Raw genomic sequence first — 23,151 nt, 5'->3', positions numbered from 1 at the left:
TAGGGTTAAGCGGCTTCGCCTTCATCACTTTCATCCAGCCCGTATTCCTTCAATTTGCGGTACAGCGTCGAGCGTCCGATTCCGAGTCGTTTAGCCACTTCCGTCATGCGTCCGGAATAGTGATCGATGGCAGCGCGGATGAGTTCTTCTTCGACATTTGCAAGGTTGCGGACATGCCCCTCATCATCAAGGCTTCTCATGAAGCCGAAAGGAGCCCGTGAGCCGAAGGCGGATGCCCCGCCTGCATCAGGCTCCTGTCTTTGGGGCTGGGCCAGCGCTGCGCCTGCTTGCATGTGTGATTGCACCGGCGCTGGTGCCGGGTTCTGGCGCGCAGGCTCCGGTGCTACGGCTTCGGGCAGGCGAGGCTGCCGCACATAGTGCGGTTGCTCGACTGCTGCGGATACTTGCGGGAAATCGTCAATCGTCAGCTGAGCACCATCGCAAAGGACAACGGCCCTGAACACCGCATTTTCCAGCTGCCGTATGTTCCCCGGCCAGTGATAGGACTGGAGTAGGTCGAGCGTATCTGCTGCGACACCGGCAACCTGCGGTTTGCCTTCCTCGGCAGAGAACCGCGCCAGGAAATGACGGGTCAGCGCCGGGATGTCCTCGCGGCGATCACGCAGCGGGGGGATCCAGATCGGGAAGACATTCAGGCGATAGTAAAGGTCCTCGCGAAACGCTCCGTCCTTTACTTCCTCGATCAGTCGGCGGTTGGTTGCCGAAATCAGGCGAAAATCGACCTTCACCGGCCGTTTTGCTCCGATGGGGTCGATTTCGTTTTCCTGAATGGCCCTGAGAAGCTTGACCTGAACGTCCTGTGGAAGTTCTCCCACCTCATCAAGGAAAAGTGTGCCGCCGTTTGCTTCCTGGAATTTGCCGACATGCTTGTCGTTCGCGCCGGTAAAGGCACCTTTCTCATGACCGAACAGGATCGATTCCACGAGATTTTCCGGGATAGCGCCGCAGTTCACCGTGATCATGGGTTTGGACTTGCGATCGCCCGAGCCCTGAATGGCGCTTGCGATCAGCTCCTTGCCGACACCGCTTTCTCCCTCGATCAGGATCGGGATTTGCGAGGAGGCTGCTCGGCGACCCAGGCTGATCACTCTCTCCATGGCAGGAGAGTGGGTGATGATGTCATCGAAGGTGAGGGTGCCCGAAGCCTGCTTGCGGAATCTGGTGATCTCGCCTTCAAGTGCAGAAGTCTTCAGGAGATTGCGGATCGAAACATTCAGTCGCTCGGGCGAGATCGGCTTCACAGCGAAATCCTGCGCCCCGGCGTTCATGGCGTTGACGACAACATCGATGCCGCCATGGGCCGTCTGAACGATGACCGGTGTTGAAATTTTTTCCGACCGCAGTTTAGCGAGCACACCAAGTCCATCCAGCTCGGGCATCACCATGTCGAGGATAATGAGATCGATGTCCGATCCGTCGGGGCCCATCATGATGGAGATTGCCTCGACGCCATTTTCCGCTGTTCGGCTTTTGTAACCTGACTTGTGAACGGCTTCCTGCAACAGGCGGCGTTGAATCGGGTCATCGTCGACGATGAGAATCTTGCCGTGTGTTGCCTGCATGGGTGTCCCTGTCTTCCGGTTTTTTGAAAATGTGTGTCAATTCGGACCATTCTGGTCGTAGACTGGTAAATAAATCTTCCTGCTTGAGCCCAAAAAATGACCCTGACGGAAATGCCGTGGATTTAGTGTGGATTGACCCCTCACCAATCTGCCGCACTTCATGCTAGGGATTAGGCTTATTTCGATTGTCGTGGAGATCATTGCATGCCTTTTCCGCAAACCGCCCGTGCTGCAGACGCCCAATCAAAGGCAGCCGCCATGGGAGACCTGCCGACATGGGATCTGACCGATCTCTATCCGGCGATGGAGTCACCGGAAGTGGAAGACGACCTGCGCGGTGCCGGGGAAAAGGCGCAGACCTTCGAAAGTGCGTACAAGGGGCGACTTGCGGATCTTGCGGCGAACAATGTCGACGGCCTCGTGACGGCCATCCGCGCCTATGAGGCGCTGGAAGACGGGCTGGGCAAGCTGATTTCCTATGCAGGCCTCGTTTATTCCGGTGCGACCACAGATCCGAAGGTGCAGAAATTCTATGGTGATGTGCAGGAGCGCATAACTGCGGCCAGCACACACCTGTTGTTCTTTACTCTGGAATTCAACCAGATCGATGATGCGGTGCTTGATGAGGCCCTGAAACATGAGGGTCTGGCTCACTATCGCCCCTGGATCGACGATCTGAGGAAGGACAAGCCCTTCCAGCTCGAAGATCGTGTGGAGCAACTCTTCCACGAGAAGTCGGTTACAGGGCGGGGTGCATGGAACCGTCTTTTTGACGAGACAATGGCGGGCCTATCTTTTGACGTGTCCGGCGAGACGATGACGCTGGAGCCCACCCTCAATCAGCTGCAGAGCCCGGATCAACCTCATCGTGAAGCAGCATTCCATGCGCTTACAAAGACTTTTGGTGAAAACCTTCGTACCTTTGCGCTCATCACGAACACGTTGGCCAAGGACAAGGAAATCTCCGACCGTTGGCGCGGATTTGAGGACATTGCCGACAGCCGCCATCTCGCCAACCGGGTTGAGCGCGATGTGGTCGATGCGCTGGTCTCGGCAGTGCGCGAAGCCTATCCGCGTCTGTCCCATCGCTATTACAAACTGAAAGCCAAGTGGCTTGGTTTTGACCAGCTCAATGTTTGGGATCGCAACGCGCCGCTGCCCAAGTCGGACAATCGCGTGATCCCCTGGCTTGATGCGAAAGCTATGGTTCTGGATGCCTATGGCGGATTTTCCGGTGAAATGGCCGAGATTGCAGGCCGGTTTTTCGATCGAAACTGGATCGATGCACCGGCACGGCCGGGCAAGGCTCCGGGAGCTTTTGCACACCCGACAGTTCCCAGCGCTCATCCTTATGTCCTGCTCAACTATCAGGGCAAGACCCGCGATGTGATGACGCTTGCGCATGAGCTGGGGCATGGTGTGCATCAGGTGCTGGCTGCCGAGAACGGTCCGCTCATGGCGCCAACGCCGCTCACCCTTGCCGAAACGGCCAGCGTGTTCGGGGAAATGTTGACGTTTCAGGCGTTGCTGCAGAAGGCGGATACGCCGGAGATGCGCAAGATCCTTCTGGCGTCAAAGGCCGAGGACATGATCAATACGGTCGTGCGGCAGATTGCGTTTTATTCCTTCGAGCGGAAACTTCATGAAGAGCGCAAGAAGGGGGAGCTGACATCCGAACAGATCGGCGAACTCTGGATGTCCGTTCAGGGAGAAAGCCTTGGGCCGGCGATCCGCCTGAACGAAGGGTATGAGACTTTCTGGACCTATATCCCGCATTTCATTCATTCACCGTTCTACGTCTATGCCTATGCATTCGGTGACTGTCTGGTGAATTCGCTCTATGCCGTCTACGAAGATGCCGAAACCGGCTTCCAGGACAAATATTTCGATCTGCTGCGGGCTGGAGGGACAAAGCACCATTCCGAGCTGCTTGCACCTTTTGGCCTGAATGCGAGTGATCCTTCGTTCTGGAAGAAAGGTCTTTCTGTGATCGAGCGGATTATCGACGAGCTTGAAACGCTGGACGGCTAGTGGATTGCTCATGGCGCTCCTGCACACGCCCTATGATGGTTCAAGCCAGCCTTTTTCCGTCGGCCTGAAGCCGATTGCGGATGAAGACTGGTTGGAGGTGGACGACAGGCTGGAAAAGCAGCTTCTGGAAAAGAAACGCCTGCTTGCAGAGCGTCATGACAGGGTGTTTCGCGCCGAAGAGGAGACCTTGGCGGCCCAAAGGGAAGTTCTTGATCTGGTTCTGTCTCACCTCGCATCGCGGGGGGCTCCGAAGTATCAACTGTCTGGAGCGACAGTTGAGGTGGCTGGCCTGACTGTTCCCCTGGATCTTTTTGCGCCGTTGGAAGCTACGGCCCGGATCGTTCAGGAAGATCTGGTGCTCATGCGCAAGGGCGCAGATGGATATCGCCTTGCTGCCGCCTGCCTGTGCTTTCCGTCTTCCTGGTCACTTGCGGAAAAGTACTCCCGCTCCATGGCCGAGATCCACGAAAGTGTTCCCGGGTTCAATGACGGTCGGATGGGGGCTGTTGTTGCCCGGCTTTTCGATAACCTGAAGATCGGTCAACTGGTCTGTCGCTATAACTGGTCCATCTATGACGATCCCAAGCTGCACCATCCCGAGCCCCGGCAAATCGCACCTGATGTAGGGAGTGACCAGATGCGGGCCCTCGCTCGTCTGTTTGTTCGCGTGGAGCGGCAAACGCTGCGACGATTGCCTGTCTCTGGCGATATACTCTTCACGATCAAGGTCCACCATGACCCGATCGATTGCCTCAGGCGCCATCCGGACCGGGTTCAGTTGGCTGGAGGGTTGCGGGATCAACTCTTGGCTCTGGATGCTCAGCAATTGGCCTACAAGGGGCTGACGGCGCACCGGTCTACGCTGGCGGCCATGCTGGAACGGCTGACAGATTGAATTGTCGCCCCGGGGTTCTATTTCAATCGGGTACGCTGGCAGGTGTTGTTTCCAATACTGCTGATTGGCCGGTTCCTACTGGCCTGACAAGAATGGTGTTTTGAATGGCGCGAGATCGGGAAAGCAATCGACTGACTGCACGGGTTGGTCGATATGCGCGGGTGGGAACCAATGTGGGGGGCATAGCAGCCAAGATGGCGGGTGCCCGACTGTTCGGACTTGACCTCGACAACGAAAAGAATGCGGCTGAACTTGCCGCTGCCTTGGGAGGGTTGAAAGGCCCGCTCATGAAGGTTGCGCAATTGCTTTCGACCATTCCTGACGCGCTGCCGCCGGAATATACGGCCGAGCTTGCCAAACTGCAGGCAAATGCGCCTCCGATGGGCTGGGCTTTTGTCAAACGGCGGATGCGGGCAGAACTCGGGCCGGATTGGCAAACCCGTTTCGAGAGCTTCGACAAGGAACCGTCGGCTGCCGCCTCGCTAGGGCAGGTTCACAGGGCAGTTGCCAAGGACGGCAGAGTGCTTGCCTGCAAGCTGCAGTATCCAGACATGGCGTCCGCCGTTGAAGCCGATCTTCAGCAGCTGCAGATGCTATTTTCCGTTCATCGGCGCATGCAGCCTGCCATTGACACCCGTGAAATCGCCAAGGAGATCAGCGCGCGTGTGCGCGAGGAACTCGATTATGAGCGCGAAGCGGCGCATATGGCCGCTTATCGTTCCATCTTTGCCAATGAACCGCGCATTCGGGTGCCGGATGTCGTCGGGGACCTGTCATCGCAGCGTCTTTTGACGATGGGCTGGTTGCATGGGCGTCCTCTGCTGGACTTCAAGGACCACTCGCTGGAGGAGCGAAACCTTCTGGCGGCGAGCATGTTCCATGCGTGGTGGCATCCTTTCAGCCACTTTGGCGTGATCCACGGCGACCCTCATCTGGGAAATTATACGGTTTTCGGCGAGGAGAATGCTCCGCACGGCATCAACCTGCTGGACTATGGCTGCATCCGGATCTTCCCCCCGGCTTTCGTGCAAGGTGTGGTTGATCTCTACATGGGGCTTTTGGAAGAGGATGAAGAGCGAATCATTTCGGCCTATGAGCGTTGGGGCTTCAAGAATCTGAAGCGGGAAGTCATCGATGTCCTCAATATCTGGGCCAAATTCATCTACGGTCCGCTGCTGACAGATCGCGTTCGCTCGATCGCAGACGGGGTCAGCCCGGCGGAATACGGGCGCGGGGAGGCCTTCAAGGTGCATTCTGCGTTGAAAAAACTGGGTCCGCTTACCGTGCCGCAGGAGTTCGTGTTCATGGATCGTGCGGCCATCGGTTTGGGTGGCGTGTTTTTGCACCTGCGAGCAGAATTGAATTTTTACCGTCTTTTCAATGAACAAATCGAGAAATTTGACCTTACGGTCGTGTCTGTTCGACAGAGGGAAGTTCTTGAGAAATCAGGCGTTCCGGGGGCTGGTACGTCAATTTGACGCTGGTCCTTAAGGCCAAGGTGGCCAATACACCCCTTTGGAGACATTGCCCTGCACAATATCTTTATTGTAAAGAGGGCAACTGATGACTTTTTCTATCGGGGGACTCTATGTCTAACGAAACTGCACCGGCGATGGATTACGCCGAGCATGAGCGCACTTATGAGGGCTTTATCAACTTCACCAAGATCGGTGTCGTTGCCTGCCTGAATATTGTCCTGTGCCTTGTCCTTTTCGCCTTTGGCGGCTCTGCAGCCTTCTTCTTTGGCTGGCTGATGCTGATCGGTACGCTCGTTGCTACCGGCATCGGCATGGCGCTGGGCGCATCTGGTTGGATCCCGCCAACCGTCATCTTTGTTCTGACGGCTCTGATTTCGATCGTAACCGTCTGACGATCATTTGACAGGCGCTTCGGTCAAGGATTGGAGCGCCTGTTTTCTTGGGAGGGTTTTCATGAAAATTGCTGTGCCGCGCGAGAGCGAGGCGGTCGAGACGCGTGTGGCCGCGACACCCGATACGGTCAAGAAATTGATCGCTCTGGGTGCGACTGTCAGTGTTGAAAAGGGTGCGGGAACCAATTCACGGATTCCGGATGCCGATTTTGAAGCTGCCGGAGCGACCATTGCTGCCGATGCCGCTGCAACGCTGGCTGATGCCGATGTTGTGCTGAAGGTTCGCCGCCCGAATGCGGACGAGCTCAAGGCAATCAAGAAGGGCGCTTTGGTCATCGCAACCATGGACCCGCATGGCAATGAAGACGATGTGAAGGCGATGGCGAAAGCCGGTGTCACAGCATTTGCCATGGAATTCATGCCGCGCATTACCCGCGCGCAGGTCATGGACGTTCTTTCCTCCCAGGCAAACCTCGCCGGTTATCAGGCGGTCATCGAAGGCGCGGCCGAATATGACCGCGCCATGCCGATGATGATGACGGCCGCCGGTACGGTTCCGGCAGCACGTGTCTTCGTCATGGGCGCCGGTGTTGCCGGCCTTCAGGCTATCGCGACAGCTCGTCGTCTCGGCGCAGTGGTCACCGCGACTGACGTTCGTCCAGCTGCCAAGGAACAAGTCGAATCACTCGGCGCGAAATTCGTCGCTGTCGAGGATGAAGAGTTCAAGCAGGCAGAAACCGCTGGTGGCTATGCCAAGCAGATGTCGGAAGAGTATCAGAAGAAGCAGGCTGAACTGGTCGCTTCCCACATCACCAAGCAGGACATTGTCATCACCACCGCCCTGATCCCGGGACGTCCGGCTCCCAAGCTGGTGTCCAAGGAAATGGTTGCCAGCATGAAGCCGGGATCTGTTCTGGTGGATCTGGCTGTGGAACGTGGTGGCAACGTTGACGGTGCAAAGCCGGGCAAGGTGGCCATGGTTGGCGGTGTGAAGATCGTCGGTCATCTGAACATGGCCGGCCGGGTCGGGGCGTCTGCCTCGGCGCTCTACGCCAAGAACCTTTTCGCGTTCCTTGAGACCATGGTCGACAAGGAAGCCAAGGTCTTGAAGCCCAATTGGGAAGATGAACTGGTGACGGCAACTGTCCTCACCCGTGATGGCAAGGTGGTTCATCCCGCCTTTGCCGAAGCGTCGAGTTAAGGGGGGGGAGTTAATGAGCGAATTGTCTCAGGCCGATGCGCTTGAACGGGCAGAAGCTGCTGCGGCAGCTGCCCGGGATGCAGCAGATACGGCTTTGGAAGCTGCCAACGCCGCGCAGGGCTATGTCGACCAGCTTGCTGCTGGCGCTGTCGATATTGCCGCCCATGCCGCCGGTTCAGGTGGCTTGATCGAACCCTTCGTGTTCCTGTTCTCGGTCTTCGTGATGGCGATCTTCGTCGGCTATTACGTTGTCTGGTCGGTTACACCTGCCCTTCACACGCCGCTGATGGCTGTGACCAACGCGATCTCCTCGGTGATTGTTGTTGGCGCGCTTCTGGCCGTCGGTGTCGATCTCACCTCCGGCGACGGTGCTGTCATGGCTCGCGTCTTTGGTTTCCTCGCTCTGGTACTGGCCAGCGTAAACATCTTTGGCGGGTTCCTCGTAACCAGCCGGATGTTGGCCATGTACAAGAAGAAGCAGCGGTAAGGAGGCCGACATGTCAGCTAACGTAACAGCTCTTCTCTACCTCGTTTCCGCGGTTCTGTTCATCATGGCCCTTCGCGGCCTGTCCAGCCCGGAATCCTCGCGCAAGGGGAATACCTATGGCATGGTCGGTATGGCCATTGCTGTTGTGACCACCCTGTTTGCATCCGGTGTATCCTTCGGTTCCGGTGTCCTGCTTCTCGTGGGTATTGGTATCGGTGGCGGTGTTGGTGCAGTCATCGCGAAGCGTATTGCCATGACGGCAATGCCGCAGCTCGTGGCAGCATTCCACTCTCTGGTCGGCCTCGCCGCCGTGTTTGTGGCTGCATCTGCGCTTTATGCTCCGGCAGCGTTTGGCATTGGGGAACCGGGGAATATTCATACCTCTGCGATGGTGGAAGCCGCGATTGGCGCGGCCATCGGTGCGATCACCTTTACCGGGTCGATCATCGCCTTCCTGAAGCTGGATGGACGCATGTCGGGCAAGCCGATCATGTTGCCGGGGCGCCACGTCATCAATATCGGTCTTGCAATTGCGGTTGTGGTTCTGACCATCGCTCTGGTCAATACCGAGAGCACCTTCGTGTTCTGGCTGGTGGTTCTGGCTGCTCTCGTCTTTGGTGTCCTGATCATCATCCCGATCGGCGGCGCGGACATGCCGGTGGTGGTCTCCATGCTCAACTCCTATTCGGGTTGGGCGGCAGCCGGTATCGGGTTCACCCTGTCCAACATGGCGCTGATCATCACCGGTGCACTTGTCGGCTCTTCGGGCGCGATCCTGTCCTACATCATGTGTAAGGGCATGAACCGCTCCTTTATCTCCGTTATCCTCGGCGGCTTTGGCGGTGAAACCGCTGTTTCCGGTGGTGATGGAGGCGAAGAGCGTCCGGTCAAGCAGGGTGCTGCCGATGATGCGGCCTTCATCATGAAGAACGCGTCCAAGGTGATCATCGTGCCGGGCTACGGCATGGCGGTTGCTCAGGCTCAGCACGCCCTTCGCGAGCTGGCGGACACGCTGAAGGAAGAAGGCGTGGAAGTGAAATACGCTATCCACCCGGTTGCCGGTCGTATGCCGGGCCACATGAACGTGCTTCTTGCTGAAGCCAATGTGCCCTATGATGAAGTGTTCGAGCTGGAAGACATCAACTCCGAATTTGCGCAGGCCGACGTGGTCTATGTGATCGGGGCGAACGATGTGACCAACCCGGCTGCACGTGATGATCCGCAATCGCCGATCTATGGCATGCCGATCCTCGACGTGGACAAGGCTGGTACGGTTCTTTTCGTCAAGCGCGGCATGGCCTCCGGTTATGCGGGCATTCAGAACGAGCTGTTCTTCAAGGATGGCACGATGATGCTCTTCGGTGATGCCAAGAAGATGACCGAGGAAATCGTCAAGGCGATCTGATCCGGTTCAAGACCCATTCATCGAAAGGCGCGGGGAAACTCGCGCCTTTTGTTTTTTGTGCGCTGGGATATAAGCACCGGCATGAGTGAACCTGCCCAAGCCTACTTTGTATATGATCCGCCGATGGAGCCCTATCTGGAGGTGCTTCATGTCGATGATGACATTCTGGTTCTGAACAAGCCGAGCGGCCTTCTCAGCGTTCCGGGAAAGGCCGCAAAACACGCGGACTGTGTGGAGCGGCGGGCGCAGGAGAAATTTCCCGAGGCGCGGATCGTGCACAGACTGGACATGGATACGTCAGGCGTTTTCCTGCTGGCCATGAACCCTGCCGCTCATCGCCATCTGGGACTGCAGTTCGAGCGCCGCAAGACCGACAAGACCTACGTGGCCGACGTCTTTGGCCATCCTGTCACGGACCGCGGCACGGTCACGCTGCCGCTGCGGTGTGATTGGCCAAACAGGCCAAAGCAAATGGTCTGCTTCGAGCATGGCAAGACGGCTCACACCGATTGGGAAGTTCTGGAACGACGTGACCGGTCTACACGGCTTCGTCTGCATCCGCTGACAGGTCGTTCGCATCAGCTGCGCGTCCATATGCTGGCATTGGGATTGCCGATCCTCGGGGATCGCTTTTATGCCAGTGGAGATGCGCTGGAAGCCTCGGAGAGGCTGTGCCTGCATGCGCAAAGCCTGACCATCCATCACCCGGCCAATGGTGAGCGGGTGACGTTTGCTGTGCCAAGTCCGTTTTGAAGGCAATCAGATGGCGCGCTGGCCCTTGTTCAGGCGGCCAAGGTTTTCGCGGGCCATCTTGTTGGAGCTGTCCAGATTGAGCGCCTTGGTGTAGTTCCGCCGTGCGTCAGATTCCTGCCCAAGAAGCTCGAGCGCGAGACCTCGGTTGGCCCAGGCGACGGAGGAGTCGCGGTCCAGATTGACGGCCATGGAAAGGTCGGCGAAGGCAGCGTTCGGGTCATTCAGCTGCAGATAGCTGATGCCACGCGCCGTATAGGGCTCGGCGGCATTCGGATTGAGGCCGATGGCCGTCGCAAAATCCTCGACAGCACGCATGTGCTGGTTTTGGGTCTGGTAGATCAGGCCACGATTGTAGAAAGCCCGCGCATCGGAGCTGTTCTGCGCTATTGCTGCGTTGAAGTCGTTCAGCGCCGGACCATCCTGACCTAGCTCGCGGTATGCGTTGCCGCGACCAACCAGTGCAGGCTGATAGTCTGCCTTGATATTCAGCGCGCGCGTGTAATCTGCAATGGCAGGCTGTGTCTGGCCCTGACGACGCAGCACAAGGGCGCGGTTCGTGTAGGCCTGATGTGAATTCGGGTTCAGCTGAAGGGCCGTGTTGAAGTCTTCCATGGCCTGGTTCAGCTTGCCTGCCTGACCGTAGGCAATGCCTCGGGTGTTATAGGCATTGGCATCCTGCGGATTTGCTTCAATGACCGACGTCAGCGAGTTGATATTCGCTGAAGAACCGACTGCGCTGTCGGTTGGAAGATCCGAATACAGGCCGTCGGATTGACAGGCGCTGAGCACGAATGCTCCAAGGAGCAGGGCCACGAACCGGATTGGGCGTGCGGCGGTGCCGGATGTCACGGTGTTCTTGAACTGAAGCATGACCACTTTTCTACTCAACGGCTGCGCATAAAGAAAGAGCCGATCGGATGCCGACCGGCTATTCAGGCCACAATGTGGCGAAAAGTCATGGCTTTTATGCGGCAGCGGTTAACGCTTGCCGGACTTGCCGAGAATCAGGCCTTCGCGCTGGGCGTGCTTGCGAGCCAGCTTGCGGGCGCGGCGAACAGCTTCTGCCTTCTCGCGAGCCTTCTTGACAGACGGCTTTTCAAAGTGGTCACGAAGTTTCATTTCGCGGAAGACGCCTTCACGCTGCAACTTCTTTTTCAGTGCCCGAAGGGCTTGATCGACGTTGTTGTCGCGAACCAATACCTGCACGCGCTTGTTCCCATGATGACTGCCGCGCCATTCGCGGCCAGTTTTTGTGCCTGAGATAAGGAGACCGACAGAGAGCCGATGACAGGAACTGCCTTTTGGATGAAAAAGGCAGAACGCAATTATCACGTCGCCGCTGACGTGCCGTCCACTTTGGGCGGTGTCACTACCAGATCGTCCCGGTTTTGTCCACATGCTTGAATCGGATTTTGATTGTCGTCCGCGCGGTCAGGATATGGACAGCTTCTGCACGGGCAGGTAAGGGGAAGACAACTTGTTATTGTTCCCAAAATAATTGGAGCGGTCATGGCCGGCAAAGCCAGTTTGACGACGGCCAACGCTGCTGATTTCTGGCGCAGCGACATCAAGCCGACCCTCGTGTTGGGCATGCCGTTGGCGGGCGCACAGCTTGCGCAAATGGCGATCAACACAACCGACGTGCTGATGATTGGCCGCTTGGGCGCGGAAGAACTGGCTGCTTCGGTTCTGGCCTTCAATGCCTACATGCTGGTGTGGTTTTTTGGCATGGGCGTCATTCAGGCGGTCATTCCCCTGGCCGCAAAGGCGCGTGGCCAGAGGAACCTGAAGGAAATGCGGCGTGCCGTGCGCATGGGCTTCTGGGTGGTGACACTCTATTGCCTGCCTGCCTGGCTCGCCATGTTCTTCACCGGAGACATTCTGGTCTGGCTCGGTCAGGACCCGCATGTTTCGGAGATGGCGGGAACCTACATGCGGGCGCTGCAATGGGTGCTGTTTCCGGGGCTGCTGATCATGGCCATCCGCGGGTTTCTGACCGTCATGGAAATGGCGAAGATCGTGCTTTATGCGACGATTGCCGGGGCTTTGGTCAACGCGGTTCTCGACTATGCGCTGATCTTCGGAAACTTCGGCTTCCCCCGTCTGGAACTGGTGGGAGCGGGTATCGCCTCGGTGGGAAGCTCGCTCGCGACCTTCTTGTTTCTCGCAGCCTATGTTCTCAAGCACAGGCAGCTCAGGCGCTACAACATCTTTGGCAGGATCTGGCGTAGCGACTGGCCGGTGTTCTTTCAGATCTGGAAATTGGGCTGGCCCATAGGGGTCACGATTGTCGCCGAGGCCGGCCTGTTTTCGGCCTCCGCGATCATGATCGGTTGGCTGGGCACATTGCCGCTGGCCGGTCACGGGATCGCGCTGCAACTGGCGTCGATCACATTCATGGTCCCGGTCGGATTGAGCCAGGCGGCCATGACCCGGGTTGGTCTGGCTGCTGGGCGCGGCGACATGGACGGTGTTGGCCGGGCCGGTTGGGCAGCCCTTTTGGTGACCCTGAGCTTCATGATGGCGTTTGCGGTGGCGTTCTGGGCCATTCCGGAGCCGCTCGTATCGCTTTATCTCGATATCGACAATCCGCAAGCGCAAGCGGTTCTGGAATTTGGCGTTGCCTATCTCGCCGTTGCCGCACTGTTTCAGCTGGCCGATGGCGGGCAGATCATCGGCGTCAACAATCTGCGCGGGCTCGGGGACACGACAATACCGCTCTACTATGCCCTCTTCGGGTATTGGGTCATAGGTATCGGCCTGTCCCTGTCTCTTGGTTTCGGAGCAGGATGGGGCGGTGTCGGCATCTGGTGCGGCCTGGCCGGTGGACTGGCCACAGTGGCGGTGCTCGCAAATCTCAGGTTCTTCAAACGCAAGGAACTGGGTCTGCTGCCCGATGCCGCAAAGGCGTCATGAACGCGGCGAAATCCGGTTCACGTGGCCCATCTTGCGACCCGGGCGCGCTTCGGCCTTGCCATAAAGATGTAGTTTGGCGTTCGGCTCTTTCAGGACGTCCGGCCAGGCGTTTACCTGATCTCCGATCAGGTTGTGCATGACAACGTCCGAATGTCGTTCGCAAGAACCCAGTGCCCAGCCTGCAACAGCACGGATATGCTGCTCGAATTGCGAGCACAGGCAGGCATCCTGCGTCCAGTGCCCTGAATTGTGAACGCGTGGAGCGATCTCGTTGACGAGTATTTCTTCGCCGTCTGCTCCCGGCACCACGAACATTTCGACACCCATCACGCCGACATAGTCGAGGCTTGCCGCAATGCGCAGGGCCATGTCATGCGCACTCGTTCTCAGGGCATCTGAAGCATTTGCCGGAACGGTGGAGGTGTCGAGGATGTGGTTCACATGGCGGTTTTCGGTCAACTCATAGGCCGAGCATGTTCCGTTTACGTCCCTCGCCACGATGACCGATACCTCGCGATCAAAGGCGATCAGGCCTTCAAGCACTGCTGGCGCATTGCCGAGCTTTTCAAGCGCGCCTTCGGCGTCTTCCGGCTTGCGGATCATGACCTGCCCCTTGCCGTCATATCCGAATCGGCGTGTTTTCAGGACACCTTTGCCGCCGAACTTGTCCAGCGCAGCCTTGAGGTCGGCTTCGCTGGAAATATCTGCAAACGGGGCGATTGCAACACCGGCAGATGTCAGGAATTCCTTTTCAAACAGGCGGTCCTGAGAAACTTCCAGCGCACGGGCGCCGGGACGCAGAGCACCAAGTCCTTCGAGGAAGGCAGCGGTCTTGCCGGGAACGTTCTCAAACTCGTAGGTTATCGCGCCACAGCTTCTGGCAAAGCCTTCCAATGCATCTTCGTCCTCATAGTCCGCAACGGTGCAGGCATAGGCAACGTCAAAGGCGGGGCTTGCGGGGTCGGGGCAATAGATATGCGTCTTGAGACCGAGGTTTGCGGCAGCCAGAGCAAGCATGCGACCAAGCTGTCCGCCGCCAAGAATGCCGATCGTATCGCCGACTGCCAAGGATCTGGTATCCGACATGAGGCTGCCCCTATGATGTGTTGGGAAGGTTCAGGCGTCGACCGGCTTCAGCCCGACGGCTGCAGTCCGTGCCTCGCGATAGGCATCCAGCCGTTCTTCAATGCCATTGTCCGACAGGGCAAGGACGGCGGCGGCCAGAAGGGCTGCATTCGTGGCCCCGGCCTTGCCGATGGCCAGCGTGCCGACGGGAATGCCCCCCGGCATTTGAACGATGGAAAGAAGGCTGTCTTCTCCGGACAGGGCGCGGCTTTCGACCGGGACGCCGAAGACGGGCAGCGAGGTCAGCGCCGCAGTCATGCCGGGCAGGTGGGCGGCTCCGCCAGCGCCTGCAATGATGACCTTGAAGCCTTCCGCCTTCGCGCTCTTGGCGAAGTCATACATGCGGTCCGGTGTGCGGTGAGCTGAAACGATACGCGCATCATAGGCGATCTGAAGCTCATCCAGCGTCTCGGCTGCATGTTTCATGGTTGGCCAATCGGACTGACTACCCATGATGATGGCGACGGCTGGTTTGCTCATTGGCTGCTCCCTTGCGCGGCTCTCTCGCAGAAGGCGGCGGAGTATAGGTCTGATTTTTTCAGATGCAAGCCGCCGCAGGCGGACTTTTTGTCCTGAAGATCAGGCGATGATGTCCGGGAAGAGCTGATCTTCCAGCATGGAAATCCGGTCCTTGATCATCAGCTTCTTCTTCTTGAGGCGCTGGAGCTGAAGGGCGTCGGCATTGGCAGAACTTGCAAGCGCATCTACCGCAGCGTCGAGATCACGGTGTTCTTGCCGCAGTTCGGCGAGTTCTGCTCGCAGGGCTTGTTCGTTTGAAGAGGCCATATGTGCTTCCCGGACCTTCCGCTTTGAGGCTCTTCCTAGATCACAAATTGCTTAAAAAACAAGTGTCTTTCTAACTTGGGGTCAGAATTTCGACGGACACCCGGACGTAGAAGGGGAACAGGGCGCCATTCGTTAGAAAGCCGTAGGGTCATTTCATGATCCGCTAAGATTATTCCGACCTATCACGAATTTGACGGCAAAATTTAACAGTTATGCAAAATCGACAATCGACAACCTCCTCCAGCCTGTGGCACGATGATCGGCGTTGACCATAAAGACAGGAGGTATTTTCCATGTCACTTCAGTCCCATCTTGCTGAACTCCAACGCCGCCATGCCGAAATGGAGCGGAAGATCGAGGATGCACTGCATCACCCCAGCACGGACTCTCTGGAATTGGTCGACATGAAACGACAAAAGCTCAAGCTCAAGGACGAGATCGAGCGAATACGACAGGATCGTCCACTTCACTGAAGTGGACCTTACAAAGCGCCGCGAATTTTGCGGCGCTTTTTTTATGGGCTGGGCTACAGCGATTTTGCCTGTTCACGAAGAGCAAATTTCTGGATCTTGCCCGTCGAGGTTTTCGGAATCTCGCAAAAAACCACCGTTCTTGGCGTCTTGAAGTGAGCAAGGTTCTCGTGGCAGAAGGCCATGATGTCGGCTTCGCTTACTGTTGCGCCGGGCCGCAGTTCGACAAAGGCGCAAGGTGTCTCGCCCCATTTTTCATCCGGACGGGCGACCACTGCAGCCGTTTGCACATCCGGGTGTTTGTAGAGGACATCCTCCACCTCGATGGAGGAGATGTTTTCCCCGCCCGATATGATGATGTCCTTTGACCGATCCTTGAGCTGCACATAGCCATCAGGATGCTTGACCCCAAGATCGCCGGAGTGGAACCAGCCGCCGGAAAAGGCTTCGTCGGTTGCTTCGCGGTTCTTCAGATAACCTTTCATAACCACGTTGCCGCGGAACATTACCTCGCCCAATGTTTCACCGTCTGCAGGAACAGGCACCATGGTTTGCGGGTCGAGCACGTCCAGCCCTTCCAGCGCCACATATCGCACGCCCTGGCGCGCCTTTTTGCCCGCCTGTTCAGCCGAGGGCAGGCTATCCCATTCGCGCTTCCAGTCATTGACCACTGCAGGGCCATAAACCTCGGTCAGGCCATAGAGATGGGTGACGTTGAAGCCGGCATCTTTCATCGCGGCCAGAACACTCTCGGGTGGTGGCGCTGCAGCAGTGAAGAACTCGACGGTGTGCTCCAGTTCGCGCTTGTCTTCTGCGGGTGCGTTCAAAAGGGTCGACATGATGATGGGCGCGCCGCAAAGGTGGGTGACCTTCCGGTCCGCAAGCAGGTCCCACAGCACTTTGGGCCGCACCCAGCGCAAACAGACATGGGTTCCGGCGACCACGGAAATCGACCAGGGGAAACACCAGCCATTGCAATGGAACATCGGTAACGTCCAAAGGTAGGTCGGATGCTTGGCCATGGAGGCCGTGATGATGTTCGCCTGCGCCAGCAGGTAGGCACCGCGATGATGGTAGACGACGCCCTTGGGATTGCCCGTTGTGCCGGACGTATAGTTCAGGGCGATGGCGTCCCATTCGTCATCCGGCAGCGACCACTCGTAGTCCGGAGAGCCTGATGTGACAAAGGCCTCGTAGTCGAGCGTTCCAAGTCGCTCTCCTTCCTGGGGAAAGACCGGGTCTGAATAGTCGATGATGACCGGTTCGACGGTCGCAAGGGCAAGAGCCTCTTTCATGGTGGGAGAAAATTCGCGATCCGTAATCAGCACCTTCGTGTTGGCGTGATCCAGCTGGAAGGCGATGATCGAAGCATCCAGTCGTGTGTTCAAAGAATGAAGCACGGCCTTGGTCATGGGCACGCCGTAATGGGCTTCGAGCATTGGTGGAACATTGGGCAGCATGACGGTGACCGTGTCGCCCTTGCCGATACCGAGCCCCGCGAGTGCCGATGCCAATTGGCGGCTTCGCCGATAAAAGCTCCGGTAGGATTGCGTGCTGGGACCATGAATGATGGCGGTCTGGTCGGGAAAAACGTCGGCAGCGCGGGCCAGAAAACTCAGCGGACTGAGCGGCGCGTAGTTGGCTGCATTGCGGTCCAGGCCGATATCATACGGATTTGCGGTCGTTTCCAAGTCCACCCTCCCGGTGTGTTGGTATCGTCAACGCGATCAAGAGCTGCAGGTTCCACCCACAAGCCTGTTTTGACAGTTTTTGGATGAAACCCGGAAACAGGAGATTTCGCAACGATGCTTTTGGCGAGGAAGGGGCTGTTTACGCTAGCAGCCCTGATACCCCATCAAAGATCAGTTTGACGGCGATAACCGCCATCACGGCATAGATCAGCCGGTAGAACAGATCCTGATTGATCACGCGCACCAGCTTGACCCCGGCAAGGGTTGCGAGCGGAGCCAGCGGCAACAGGACCAGCGATGTGGTCAGGTTGGTCGCGTCAAACTGGCCGAGTGCGAAATAGGGCACAAGCTTGATTGCGTTCACTACGGCGAAGAAGATGACGGCGGTTCCAGCGAAAAGTGTTGGGGCCATGCGCAGTGGCACCGTGTAGAGCTGGTAAGGTGGTCCGCCCGTGTGACTGACGAAGCTGGTGAAACCTGCAATGGTTCCCCAGAAAAGCCCTTTGCGAACATTGTGTTCGCTTGCCTCCAGACGTCGTCTGCTCTTGAGGACATAGTCGAGCACGAATATCAGCGAAATAATCCCGATCAGAAGCGTAATGAAAGTTTCGTTGACATAAGCTGCGGTCATCCAGCCAACCAGAATCCCGATCACTGCGGCGGGCAGGAGTATGAAAAGTGTCTTGCGGTCGGCTTCGCCCTTGTAGGCGATCAGGGCGATGAGATCCATCACCACGAGGATAGGCAGCATGATCCCGGCGGCTTGAACCGGCGAGATGAAAAGAGCCATGCTGGGAACGCCGAGCATGGCAAGCGTGCCACCAAACCCTCCCTTGGAGAGCCCGACGATGATGACTGCCGGAATGGCCGAGGCATAGAACCACGGATCTGTAATGGGTGACAACAAGCGGGCATGCTCACTCTGACGGTGGGAGAGGCACTAAACACGGTGGCTCAGACTACGTAAAGCCCCTCCCTTCGAATGTCGTATCGGCAAGTGAGGTCTTCTGGGGCTAAAACACATGGCAGAGGAAGAATGTTTGTCTCTCCGACTGGAGAGGGCGAAAGTCCTGGGAGGATTTGAAGACAATGGCAAGCCGTTACTCGGAAGTATATGCAAACTGGAAGAATGACCCGACAAGCTTCTGGAAAGCGGCCGCAGGGGACATCGACTGGATCAAGACGGGCGAGACGGTGTTTGACGCCGATCAGGGGCAGTATGGCCGCTGGTTCCCGGATTGGGAGTGCAACACCTGCTACAATTGCCTTGATCGCCATGTGGAGCGTGGGCGCCCGGGTCAACCAGCCCTGATCTACGACAGCCCGATCACCGGCAGCCAGAAAACCTACACTTATGAAGAGCTTCTGGAGCATGTTCAGGGACACGCCGCCGTATTGCAGGACCAAGGTGTCGGTAAGGGAGACCGGGTCATCATCTACATGCCGATGATCCCGGAAGCGGCCATGGCCATGCTGGCCTGCGCCCGTCTCGGGGCTATTCATTCAGTTGTGTTTGGCGGATTTGCTGCCAACGAACTGGCAACGCGGATCGATGATGCAAAGCCAAAAGCAATCATTGCCGCGTCCTGCGGTATCGAGCCGGGACGGGTTATTGCCTACAAACCGCTTATTGACACCGCCATTGACCTATCCAGCCACAAGCCGGAGAGCTGCTTCGTGTTCCAGCGCTCCCAGCGCGAGGCGGATCTCGTGCCAGGCCGGGATCATGATGCTGGGCAGCTGATGCAGGATGCGATCACGCAAGGGCGCACCGTTGAGTGTGTGCCGGTGAAAGCGACAGATCCGCTTTATGTTCTCTACACGTCCGGGACGACGGGGCAGCCCAAGGGGGTTGTTCGCGACAATGGCGGCCACATGGTCGCGTTGAAGTGGACCATGCCCAACCTTTATGGCGTGGATCCGGGAGAAGTGTTCTGGGCGGCCTCGGACGTGGGCTGGGTCGTTGGCCACTCCTACATCGTTTATGCTCCGCTTCTGCATGGCTGCACCACACTCATGTTTGAAGGCAAACCGGTTGGCACACCGGACGCTGGCGTGTTCTGGCGGGTCATATCCGAACATAATGTAGTGTCGCTCTTCACCGCGCCGACAGCATTCCGTGCGATCCGCAAGGAAGACCCTGAAGGAAAGTTCATCCCGCAATATGATCTTTCCCAGTTCCGCTCATTGTTCCTTGCTGGCGAGCGGGCTGATCCGGAGACGGTCAATTGGGCGATCGATCAACTGGGCGTTCCGGTCATCGATCACTGGTGGCAGACGGAAACGGGCTGGAGCATTGTCGGTAATCCGCTCGGTCTTGGCCAGTTGCCGGTCAAGCCGGGATCGCCAACTGTGCCGATGCCGGGATATGACGTCCAGATCCTTGATGATGCAGGACATCCACTGCCAGCAAACACGCTCGGCAATATTGTCGTGAAATTGCCGCTGCCTCCCGGATGCCTGCCAACACTCTGGAACGCTGACCAGCGGTTCAGGGATGCGTATTTGGCCGAGTTCCCCGGCTACTACAAGACCTCCGATGCGGGGATCATGGATGATGACGGCTACCTCTCCATCATGGCGAGAACCGATGACATCATCAACGTGGCCGGTCACCGGTTGTCGACCGGTGGCATGGAAGAGGTCCTCGCCCAACATCCGGATGTTGCCGAATGTGCGGTGATCGGAATTGCCGACAAGCTCAAGGGTCAGCTGCCCTGCGGGTTTGTTGTCCTGAAGGCCGGTGTCAAGCGCGAACATGCCGTCATTGAGGGTGAATTGGTGAAACTGGTTCGTGAGAAGATCGGCCCTGTCGCAGCCTTCAAGATTGCGATCACCGTGGAGCGATTGCCAAAAACCCGTTCCGGCAAGATCCTCCGTGGCACGATGCGCCAGATTGCCGATGGCGAGACCTACAAGATGCCGGCCACAATCGATGACCCGGCCATATTGGAAGAAATCGCGCAGGCGCTCGAAAGTCACGGGATTGTCGCGACCGCCTGAAGCGGGAACTTCTACCCCAAGCCCATCGACACGGGCCCGTCATCCCCCTATGGTCAGGTCGTATATGCGGCCTGATCCCGCTTTGGGCTTGCTTGAATTTTGTCAGATCTGTGAGGTTTTTGGGTGTCTCTAGAAAACAAGGTGGCCATTGTGACTGGCGCGGCCAAGGGAATCGGCTTTGCGGTTGCAAAGCGGTTTGTCATGGATGGCGCCAAAGTCGTGATTGCCGATGTGGATGACGAGGCTGGCGAAGAGGCAGAAGACAGCCTCAAGTCGTTGGGCGATGCGCTCTATCTTCATTGCAATGTGGCTGAACGTCTGGACGTCCGCAATCTCGTCGCCGAGACCCTGAATGCGTTCGGGGATATAGATATTCTGGTGAACAACGCAGGCGTTGTTGCCGGTGGTGATTTTCTGGAATTGGAAGAAGAAGACTTTGACCGGGTCCTGTCAATTAACCTGAAAGGCGCTTTCCTGTGTTCTCAGGCGGTTGGGCGTCATCTGGTGGAGCGGGTTGAGGCCGGTGGCGAGCCGGGCTGCATCATCAACATGTCGTCAATCAACGCGGTTGTCGGCATTCCAAACCAGATCCCCTATTGTGTTTCAAAGGGTGGACTGCGGCAGTTGACCACCACCACTGCGCTAGCGCTTGCACCTCACGGGATCCGTGTGAATGCAATTGGTCCAGGCTCCATCATGACGGACATGCTGTCCTCGGTGAATTCTGACCCGGCCGCGAAGAACAAGATCCTCAGCCGCACGCCGATGCAGCGAATCGGCGAGCCTTCCGAAATCGCCAGCATTGCCGCGTTTTTGGCCTCTTCGGATGCCAGCTACGTGACGGGGCAGACGATCTACGCTGATGGCGGACGTTTGCCGCTCAATTACACCGTTGCGGTGCCGGACGCAGACTAGTTTGCCTTAAATGGGGCGATCACGACAATGACGGGCGGAGCCGGGTGCTCCGCCTTTTTCATGCGGTCTCGACTTGCTCGGGAGAGATCGCCGCATCGAACTGCAGACGTGCGAGTTTGGCATAAAGGCCATTTTGGGCACTCAGTTCTGCATGGGTGCCGGTCTCGACAATGCGCCCCCCATCCATCACGACGATCTTGTCGGCCTTTAGTACCGTCGCCAACCGGTGCGCAATGACGAGGGTCGTTCGGTCTTCCATCAGGCCGTCGAGGGCCTTTTGCACCAGGCTTTCGCTTTCCGCATCCAGCGCACTGGTTGCTTCGTCGAGAAGAAGGATCGGAGCATCCTTGAGGATTGCGCGTGCAATGGCGATCCGCTGGCGCTGGCCGCCAGACAGCGTGATGCCGCGTTCGCCGACCATGGTGTCGAACCCGTTCTGAAGCTTTTCGATGAAGGGCAGGGCAAGGGCCGCTTCTGCAGCTGCTTCAATGTCAGCGCGCGAGGCATCCGGTCTGCCAAATGCGATGTTTTCCGCAATTGTTGCGCCGAAGATCGCCGTGTCCTGCGGTACGAGTGCAATGCTTCTGCGCAGATCCTGTGGATCAAGATCGCGAATATCGATTCCATCAACCGAGATGGTGCCAACTGAGGGGTCATAAAAGCGCATGAACAAGTGGAACAGGGTCGATTTGCCTGCACCCGACGGTCCCACAACAGCAACTGTTTCGCCCGGTGTTACCTTCAGATCCACTCCGTTCAGGATTTTCAGGTCCTTGGCCCCCTGATAGGCAAAGCCCACGTCCTTGAAGTGAATTTCTCCCTCTGGCGCCATCGGCAACGCCTTCGGGTTGGCTGGTGCCGTGATTTCCGGTTCCACATCCAGCAGATCGCTCAGCCGTTCGGCCGCACCAGCTGCCTGAGACAGTTCGCCCCAGACCTCGGACAGGCTCGCCAAAGCGCCGGCCGCAAGGATGGAATACAGAAGAAACTGGCTCAATTCGCCGCCGGTCATGCGGCCGGCGAAGACATCATTTGCTCCGATCCAGAGGACCGCAACGACGCTCGACCCGATGATCACGATCGCAAAAGCCGTCAGAATTGCCCGAGCACCGGTCGCCTTGCGTGCGGCACGGAAGGCGGTTTCCACCGCACCCTGAAACCTGTTCGAGGCCTGCTTTTCATTGGTAAAAGCCTGCAAGGTGCGTACGGAGCCAAGCATTTCGTTTGCATAGGCCGAGGCATCCGCAAGCGTATCCTGAGCGTGGCGCGAGCGTTGTCGTACGGAACGGCCAAATCCGATCAACGGAATGAGGATGATCGGAATCGCGGCCAGCACGATCACCGAAAGGCGCGGACTGGTGAAGACCATCATCACAACAGCACCGAGGAACATGACGAAGTTCCGCATGGCCAGCGACGCGGTGGCCCCGAAAGCGGACTTGATCTGCGTGGTGTCGGCGGTCAGGCGGGACAGGATTTCGCCGGACCGTGCGCTGTCATAAAAGCCCGGACTCAGCTGTGTCAGATGCGCAAACACATCGGCGCGCACCTCGGCGACGATGCGTTCGCCGATCCACATGACGAGGAAATAGCGAGTGGCACTTGCAACGGCAAGGCCCGTGACAACACCCATGAGAACAAAGAAATAGGCATCGATCAGCTTTGGATCGTCGGCACCAAACCCGAAGTCGATCATGCGCCGGACAGCAGTCGGCAGGACAAGCGTGATGACCGCAGCGGTGATCAAGGCAACGACGGCGGCGGCAGCCATGTTCCGATGGCGCTTCAGATAGGGCAGAAGACGGATAAGCGGCTGCAGCGAACGTTTCCGTGTCTCGGTGGATTGAGTGGTCATATGGTCCTTGCGGCCTGAGCGTTACCTTGGTCTGGAGGATACATAGGCGAGGAGGGGGGAGGATGCCAATAGAGCTGTGGGTTTTCGATCATTTTTGTCGGATGGTCCGGCCATGGAGCACTTGTCTCATTGCGGATCTCCTTTGCAGAAAGGGCTGGGCCCATC

The 23,151-nt window shown here is 57.7% G+C and carries 21 protein-coding genes; 12 read left to right on the top strand and 9 right to left on the bottom strand.

Translation table 11 applies throughout. The annotated features are described in order from the left end of the window. Window positions 1-5 precede the first annotated feature (5 nt). The gene (locus F0155_RS01305; RefSeq protein WP_150522663.1) at window positions 6-1,583 is read right to left on the bottom strand and encodes a sigma-54-dependent transcriptional regulator; all 1,578 of its coding nucleotides are present in this window, start codon (window positions 1,581-1,583) and stop codon (window positions 6-8) included. Between the two features lie 204 nt (window positions 1,584-1,787). Here F0155_RS01305 and F0155_RS01300 point away from each other — a divergent pair, with 204 nt between their 5' ends. From F0155_RS01300 to F0155_RS01265, 8 genes are all read left to right on the top strand, one after another. Continuing rightward, window positions 1,788-3,614, top strand: a complete 1,827-nt coding sequence (locus tag F0155_RS01300) for a M3 family oligoendopeptidase (protein WP_208999071.1) — start codon at window positions 1,788-1,790, stop codon at window positions 3,612-3,614. A 10-nt stretch (window positions 3,615-3,624) separates the two neighbouring features. Then, complete coding sequence (locus F0155_RS01295) at window positions 3,625-4,509, top strand: heme-dependent oxidative N-demethylase family protein (protein ID WP_150522662.1); 885 nt, start codon at window positions 3,625-3,627, stop codon at window positions 4,507-4,509. 104 nt (window positions 4,510-4,613) lie between these two features. Then, window positions 4,614-5,987: an ABC1 kinase family protein gene (locus tag F0155_RS01290; protein ID WP_150522661.1), complete on the top strand. Its 1,374-nt coding sequence runs from the start codon at window positions 4,614-4,616 to the stop codon at window positions 5,985-5,987. A 110-nt stretch (window positions 5,988-6,097) separates the two neighbouring features. Then, on the top strand, window positions 6,098-6,379 hold the full coding sequence (locus F0155_RS01285; RefSeq protein WP_150522660.1) for an aa3-type cytochrome c oxidase subunit IV: 282 nt from the start codon (window positions 6,098-6,100) through the stop codon (window positions 6,377-6,379). 61 nt (window positions 6,380-6,440) lie between these two features. Further along, window positions 6,441-7,580 (top strand): Re/Si-specific NAD(P)(+) transhydrogenase subunit alpha, encoded by a 1,140-nt coding sequence (locus F0155_RS01280; protein WP_150522659.1) that lies wholly within the window; start codon window positions 6,441-6,443, stop codon window positions 7,578-7,580. Between the two features lie 13 nt (window positions 7,581-7,593). Beyond that, window positions 7,594-8,067, top strand: coding sequence for a proton-translocating transhydrogenase family protein (locus F0155_RS23760; protein WP_150522658.1), 474 nt, complete (start codon window positions 7,594-7,596; stop codon window positions 8,065-8,067). A 10-nt stretch (window positions 8,068-8,077) separates the two neighbouring features. After that, the gene (locus F0155_RS01270; RefSeq protein WP_150522657.1) at window positions 8,078-9,472 is read left to right on the top strand and encodes an NAD(P)(+) transhydrogenase (Re/Si-specific) subunit beta; all 1,395 of its coding nucleotides are present in this window, start codon (window positions 8,078-8,080) and stop codon (window positions 9,470-9,472) included. An 81-nt stretch (window positions 9,473-9,553) separates the two neighbouring features. Next, a complete protein-coding gene (locus tag F0155_RS01265) occupies window positions 9,554-10,225 on the top strand; it encodes a pseudouridine synthase (RefSeq protein WP_192913730.1) in 672 nt (223 codons plus the stop codon). Between the two features lie 6 nt (window positions 10,226-10,231). On the opposite strand, the gene F0155_RS01260 is transcribed toward F0155_RS01265, so the two are convergent. Next, complete coding sequence (locus tag F0155_RS01260; protein WP_150522656.1) at window positions 10,232-11,095, bottom strand: tetratricopeptide repeat protein; 864 nt, start codon at window positions 11,093-11,095, stop codon at window positions 10,232-10,234. Between the two features lie 108 nt (window positions 11,096-11,203). Then, the gene (gene rpsU, locus F0155_RS01255) at window positions 11,204-11,431 is read right to left on the bottom strand and encodes a 30S ribosomal protein S21 (protein ID WP_150522655.1); all 228 of its coding nucleotides are present in this window, start codon (window positions 11,429-11,431) and stop codon (window positions 11,204-11,206) included. Between the two features lie 303 nt (window positions 11,432-11,734). Here rpsU and F0155_RS01250 point away from each other — a divergent pair, with 303 nt between their 5' ends. Continuing rightward, a complete protein-coding gene (locus tag F0155_RS01250) occupies window positions 11,735-13,141 on the top strand; it encodes an MATE family efflux transporter (RefSeq protein ID WP_150522654.1) in 1,407 nt (468 codons plus the stop codon). On the opposite strand, the gene F0155_RS01245 is transcribed toward F0155_RS01250, so the two are convergent. The 3 genes from F0155_RS01245 to F0155_RS01235 form a co-directional block, all read right to left on the bottom strand. After that, window positions 13,136-14,227 carry a 5-(carboxyamino)imidazole ribonucleotide synthase gene (locus tag F0155_RS01245; RefSeq protein WP_150522653.1) on the bottom strand — a complete coding sequence of 364 codons (1,092 nt, stop codon included), beginning with the start codon at window positions 14,225-14,227 and terminating at the stop codon, window positions 13,136-13,138. The genes F0155_RS01250 and F0155_RS01245 overlap by 6 nt on opposite strands. A 30-nt stretch (window positions 14,228-14,257) precedes the next feature. Then, a complete protein-coding gene (gene purE / locus F0155_RS01240) occupies window positions 14,258-14,746 on the bottom strand; it encodes a 5-(carboxyamino)imidazole ribonucleotide mutase (RefSeq protein WP_150522652.1) in 489 nt (162 codons plus the stop codon). A 99-nt stretch (window positions 14,747-14,845) separates the two neighbouring features. Then, window positions 14,846-15,052 carry a YdcH family protein gene (locus F0155_RS01235; protein WP_150522651.1) on the bottom strand — a complete coding sequence of 69 codons (207 nt, stop codon included), beginning with the start codon at window positions 15,050-15,052 and terminating at the stop codon, window positions 14,846-14,848. A 293-nt stretch (window positions 15,053-15,345) separates the two neighbouring features. On the opposite strand from F0155_RS01235, the gene F0155_RS01230 reads away from it, so the two are divergent. Next, window positions 15,346-15,525, top strand: coding sequence for a YdcH family protein (locus F0155_RS01230; RefSeq protein ID WP_150522650.1), 180 nt, complete (start codon window positions 15,346-15,348; stop codon window positions 15,523-15,525). 53 nt (window positions 15,526-15,578) lie between these two features. On the opposite strand, the gene F0155_RS01225 is transcribed toward F0155_RS01230, so the two are convergent. Together F0155_RS01225 and F0155_RS01220 are read right to left on the bottom strand one after the other, a co-directional pair. Further along, a complete protein-coding gene (locus tag F0155_RS01225; protein WP_244303443.1) occupies window positions 15,579-17,219 on the bottom strand; it encodes an acyl-CoA synthetase in 1,641 nt (546 codons plus the stop codon). Window positions 17,220-17,352: 133 nt separating this feature from the next. After that, a complete protein-coding gene (locus F0155_RS01220; RefSeq protein WP_150522760.1) occupies window positions 17,353-18,117 on the bottom strand; it encodes a sulfite exporter TauE/SafE family protein in 765 nt (254 codons plus the stop codon). Window positions 18,118-18,302: 185 nt separating this feature from the next. On the opposite strand from F0155_RS01220, the gene F0155_RS01215 reads away from it, so the two are divergent. Continuing rightward, the gene (locus F0155_RS01215) at window positions 18,303-20,216 is read left to right on the top strand and encodes a propionyl-CoA synthetase (protein ID WP_150522648.1); all 1,914 of its coding nucleotides are present in this window, start codon (window positions 18,303-18,305) and stop codon (window positions 20,214-20,216) included. Window positions 20,217-20,339: 123 nt separating this feature from the next. Beyond that, on the top strand, window positions 20,340-21,131 hold the full coding sequence (locus tag F0155_RS01210) for an SDR family NAD(P)-dependent oxidoreductase (RefSeq protein ID WP_150522647.1): 792 nt from the start codon (window positions 20,340-20,342) through the stop codon (window positions 21,129-21,131). A 58-nt stretch (window positions 21,132-21,189) separates the two neighbouring features. Here F0155_RS01210 and F0155_RS01205 read toward each other — a convergent pair whose 3' ends face one another. After that, the gene (locus F0155_RS01205; RefSeq protein ID WP_150522646.1) at window positions 21,190-22,986 is read right to left on the bottom strand and encodes an ABC transporter transmembrane domain-containing protein; all 1,797 of its coding nucleotides are present in this window, start codon (window positions 22,984-22,986) and stop codon (window positions 21,190-21,192) included. Between the last annotated feature and the right edge of the window lie 165 nt (window positions 22,987-23,151).

Origin of the sequence: Roseibium sediminis, assembly GCF_008711325.1 — a bacterium.
Classification (GTDB): Bacteria; Pseudomonadota; Alphaproteobacteria; order Rhizobiales; family Stappiaceae; genus Roseibium; species Roseibium sediminis.
Note: the sequence above shows the minus strand (reverse complement) of the source record. Positions and strands in the feature narration are given on the sequence as shown.